The sequence below is a fragment of the Psychrobacter piscatorii genome (assembly GCF_001444505.1).
GTDB classification, from domain to species: domain Bacteria; phylum Pseudomonadota; class Gammaproteobacteria; order Pseudomonadales; family Moraxellaceae; genus Psychrobacter; species Psychrobacter piscatorii_B.
The window spans coordinates 1-3,871 of sequence record NZ_LNDJ01000009.1; the positions used below are offsets into that span (position 1 = coordinate 1).

Sequence of the window (3,871 nt, forward strand, 5' to 3'; positions counted from 1 at the left end):
CTGGTTCGAGCCCAGGTTGGAGAGCCACATTTTAGTAGTAAACCTTTTGAGTCACTATAGATTCAATTATGGCATTTGCCAAAACCCCCATCAGTTTGATGGGGGTTTTTTTATGGCTTAGATTTGAAAGCAACTCTGCACTTACTCTACTGTCTTAATTAGCTTGGCAGCATAGGCAGCCAAACCACCAAGGCCAAAAGCGTCACTAATAACACAGGAGGCGTAATCAGCAGGCCTATTTTTATATATTGTCCCCAACTGATTTTGTAGTTTTTTTCTGCCAACACATGCAACCATAATAACGTCGCAAGACTGCCAATCGGTGTAAACTTGGGTCCCAAATCGTTGCCTATTACATTGGCATAAATCATCAGTTCTCGCGTCGCAGCGGGCACTTGCGCCTGATCAATCGCGAGCGCACCGACCAAAGTCGCTGGCATATTATTCATGATAGACGCGACAATGGCAGATAAAAACCCAGTCCCTACTGTGGCAATGACTGCGCCCTGCCCTCCTAGCCAGTTGAGAACCTGCGCGCCATAGGCGGTAAGACCTGCATTGCCCAAGCCATACACCACCAAATACATACCAATTGAAAACAGGACGATTTGCCAAGGGGCTTTGCGTACAACATCACTTATAGAAATCACCGCGCCGCGTCCGCCTTGCCACAAACGACCAGCGATGACCATCAGTACCAGAGCCGCCGCACCTGTGACGAGTGAAATAGGCAACCCTAGCGGCTCGGTCGCAAAATAAGCAACCAATAGCAAGCCTAACAATGGAAAAGCGGCGCGAAACACCAATGGATCGGTAATAGCGGATGCAGGGGCACTTAGATTATCGACTGGATAATGCTTGGGGATATGACGGGCATACACCATCCACAACACCAGTAGCGTCGCCACAACAGACACGATATTCACGGGCACCATAACTGCCGCATAACGCCCAAAACCAATAGCAAAATAATTGGCGCTAACGATATTAACTAAATTTGAGGTGACCAAGGGCAGACTTGCCGTATCAGCGATAAAACCCGTCGCAATGATAAAAGCTAAAGCGGAAGGTGGTGCAAAATTAAGGCGCAGCAAGATCGCAATCACAATGGGCGTCAGTAATAGCGCCGCCCCATCATTGGCAAAAAACGCAGAAATAAACGCACCCAATATAACAATCATCGGAAACAGCAGTCGCCCTTGCCCATTGCCAAGGCGTGCCACATGCAGCGCTGCCCAACCAAAAAACCCTGCTCTATCTAAGATAAGCGAGATGATGATCAGTGCCACAAAAGTAAAGGTCGCATCCCAAACAATATCCCAAACGATACCAACATCTGATAGCTGCACGACGCCAAGCGCTAACGCGACCAAGGCGCCGCCCATCGCACTCCAACCGATACCCAACCCTTTCGGTTGCCAGATGACCAACACCAGAGTAACAACAAAAATAGCGAACGCAAGCATGGCACAGCCTTACTTAGATAATAATATTAATGTGATTGTATTAACGTGACGGTCTTAGCGTAACCGTATCAAAGCGACTTTTGATTGACGCGGTTCGATAGTTCTTCAGCGCTCTCGACGCGTTCTGAATAGCGATCGGTAAGATACGCTGAGCGCCCGCGTGTGAGCCAAGTAAATTTCACCAACTCTTCGCAGACATCAACAAGACGCAGATATAGCGGCGACATATCCATGCGATTGTCGTCATTGAACTCCAAAAAAGCTTTGGGTATAGAGGACTGATTGGGGATAGTGATCATCCGCATCCAACGCCCAAGAATACGCATTTGATTGACCGTATTAAAGCTTTGACTGCCACCGCTGACTTGCATCAGTGCTAGTGTTTTACCTTGAGTTGGACGTACGCCACCTAACGACAGCGGTATCCAGTCGATTTGCGCTTTCATAATACTGGTGATACTGCCATGACGCTCTGGACTCACCCACAGCATGCCTTCTGACCACTGTGCCAGCTCGCGCAATTCTTGCACTTTGGGATGGTCTGAGTCTACATCGTCAGGCAGTGGCAAGCCTGATGGGTCAAACATTTTTACTTCACAACCATACCAGCGTAACAGTCGGCTCGCCTCTTCCGCGGCCAATCTAGAGAATGAGCGCGCGCGGACAGAGCCGTACAACACCAATATTTTGGGCGCATGACGTGGGTCATTGGGCGCGATTAACGACTCAATATCGATTGGTTGAATATTTTCGACATCGATATTGGGCAAATCGTCAAAGCTAGAATTTGCTGAAGCAGTAGACTCCATTATTGATGCTGGTTCGGCCTTAGTGCTTGTCATGATAAATGACCTCTCCATCTTCTTTGGTGAAGCTACTGACTGGATTTGCTAGCAGTTCAAACACGCGCTCTGAAGGACGACATAAGGTCGCACCTTTATCAGTCACCACGATCGGACGATTGATCAAAATAGGATGTGCGATCATGGCATCGATAATGTGATCATTAGAAAGCTCAGGATTGTCTAGGCCAAGCTCATCATTAACCGCCTCTTTACTTCTTAGCAACTCTCTTGGAGAGATTTGCATTTGGGCTAATAACTCAACTAAGCGTGCTCGTGTTGGTGGGTTTTTTAGATATTCCACCACTTCTGGCGTCTCTCCTGATGCTTTCATAATAGCAAGTGTATTGCGAGAGGTTCCGCAGTTAGGATTATGAAAAATTAAAGGTTTCATCGTCATCTTACCTATTTTATAAGTATGTTTATTGAATCGATTATTGGTTTAATGATTATCTTGCTCAGCAGATTCACTTACCCTGCAGCCACTTAAACTGTCGATGAGTGAGGCACACAATTCTGGATGGCCTGCACAGCAGTCTTGTAATAAAAATTGAATGACGCTATCCATATGTGAGAGCGACGCCCGATAGATAATTTGCCGACTCTGTCGCTGTGAGACCACCCACCCTGCTCGTGCCAGCACTGCTAGATGCGCCGACATGGTATTGTGCGGCACAGAGAGCTGACGGGCTACCTCACCCGCAGGGAGTCCTTCAGGCTCGTGGCTGACCAGCAACCTAAAAGCATTTAGACGAGTGTCTTGAGAGAGTGCAGCAAAGCTTGCAGTAGCAGTAGTTATTTCCATATGTCCAATAATATAGACATATGGAAATAATTCAATGATTTTTGGATGAAATTTTTTCTTTTGGAAGTATCAAAGAACACTCACCATCGTTCAATGAACCAAACTACTTCTAGCACTAATAGCTATTGTTCTTGGGAGTAACATTGGATAAATTGATTGTATTTATAGTTAGAGCTTATGGGTTATAACAAGCGCGGTATTACCTAACGCTATAACTTACCGCTGATTTGATCGGTTGTATACTCGACCTACATGAATCAAGCTGATCAGCTTGATCAGTGGCTTTATAAGTAGCTGTGCACTACCAAGAATAAACAGACACGTCCCATCTGTGGTGAGCGACTCTTTTAAAAAGAAAAAACTACCAATCAAAAACTAAATAGCGATAAGTAAATCATTGACTGCGCCTAATGCATCATAGCGGCGCTGTATCACAATATGGTCTTGTCCAATATCAACATCTAGCTTTTTACTATCACTCAAAATGCATTCCTTATATATCTATATTTATTAGGCAAACAGATATATCAGGCTGCAAATGCCGCTGTCAACAGAAGGCGCTGTAAGGCGTACGAGAATAAAACATTCAAGCCTGTGACAATGGTCTATTGACGATTTTTAGATCACTTTGCCCTTACATTTTCACTGCTGATAGTATCAACAAATAAGAACACCTGATTGGAACTAACATTATTGTGGCATGCTTGCCTACAACATATCGAAAAAATATACAGACACAAAAAAACCTCAAACAATCT

Annotated in this window: 5 protein-coding genes; all 5 read right to left on the reverse strand. The window is 45.3% G+C overall.

The genetic code is table 11. The annotated features are described in order from the left end of the window. Positions 1-158: 158 nt before the first annotated feature. The 5 genes from AS194_RS01075 to AS194_RS14155 all read right to left on the reverse strand — a co-directional run bounded on the left by AS194_RS01075 (position 159) and on the right by AS194_RS14155 (position 3,485). Positions 159-1,466: an arsenic transporter gene (locus AS194_RS01075; RefSeq protein ID WP_058023650.1), complete on the reverse strand. Its 1,308-nt coding sequence runs from the start codon at positions 1,464-1,466 to the stop codon at positions 159-161. A gap of 68 nt (positions 1,467-1,534) precedes the next feature. After that, positions 1,535-2,275, reverse strand: coding sequence for an arsenical resistance protein ArsH (gene arsH / locus AS194_RS01080; RefSeq protein ID WP_058023651.1), 741 nt, complete (start codon positions 2,273-2,275; stop codon positions 1,535-1,537). A 19-nt stretch (positions 2,276-2,294) separates the two neighbouring features. After that, positions 2,295-2,702, reverse strand: coding sequence for an arsenate reductase (glutaredoxin) (gene arsC, locus AS194_RS01085; RefSeq protein WP_058023652.1), 408 nt, complete (start codon positions 2,700-2,702; stop codon positions 2,295-2,297). Between the two features lie 48 nt (positions 2,703-2,750). Continuing rightward, positions 2,751-3,113, reverse strand: a complete 363-nt coding sequence (locus AS194_RS01090) for an ArsR/SmtB family transcription factor (RefSeq protein ID WP_058023653.1) — start codon at positions 3,111-3,113, stop codon at positions 2,751-2,753. Positions 3,114-3,329: 216 nt separating this feature from the next. After that, on the reverse strand, positions 3,330-3,485 hold the full coding sequence (locus tag AS194_RS14155) for a YrhK family protein (RefSeq protein WP_413771701.1): 156 nt from the start codon (positions 3,483-3,485) through the stop codon (positions 3,330-3,332). Between the last annotated feature and the right edge of the window lie 386 nt (positions 3,486-3,871).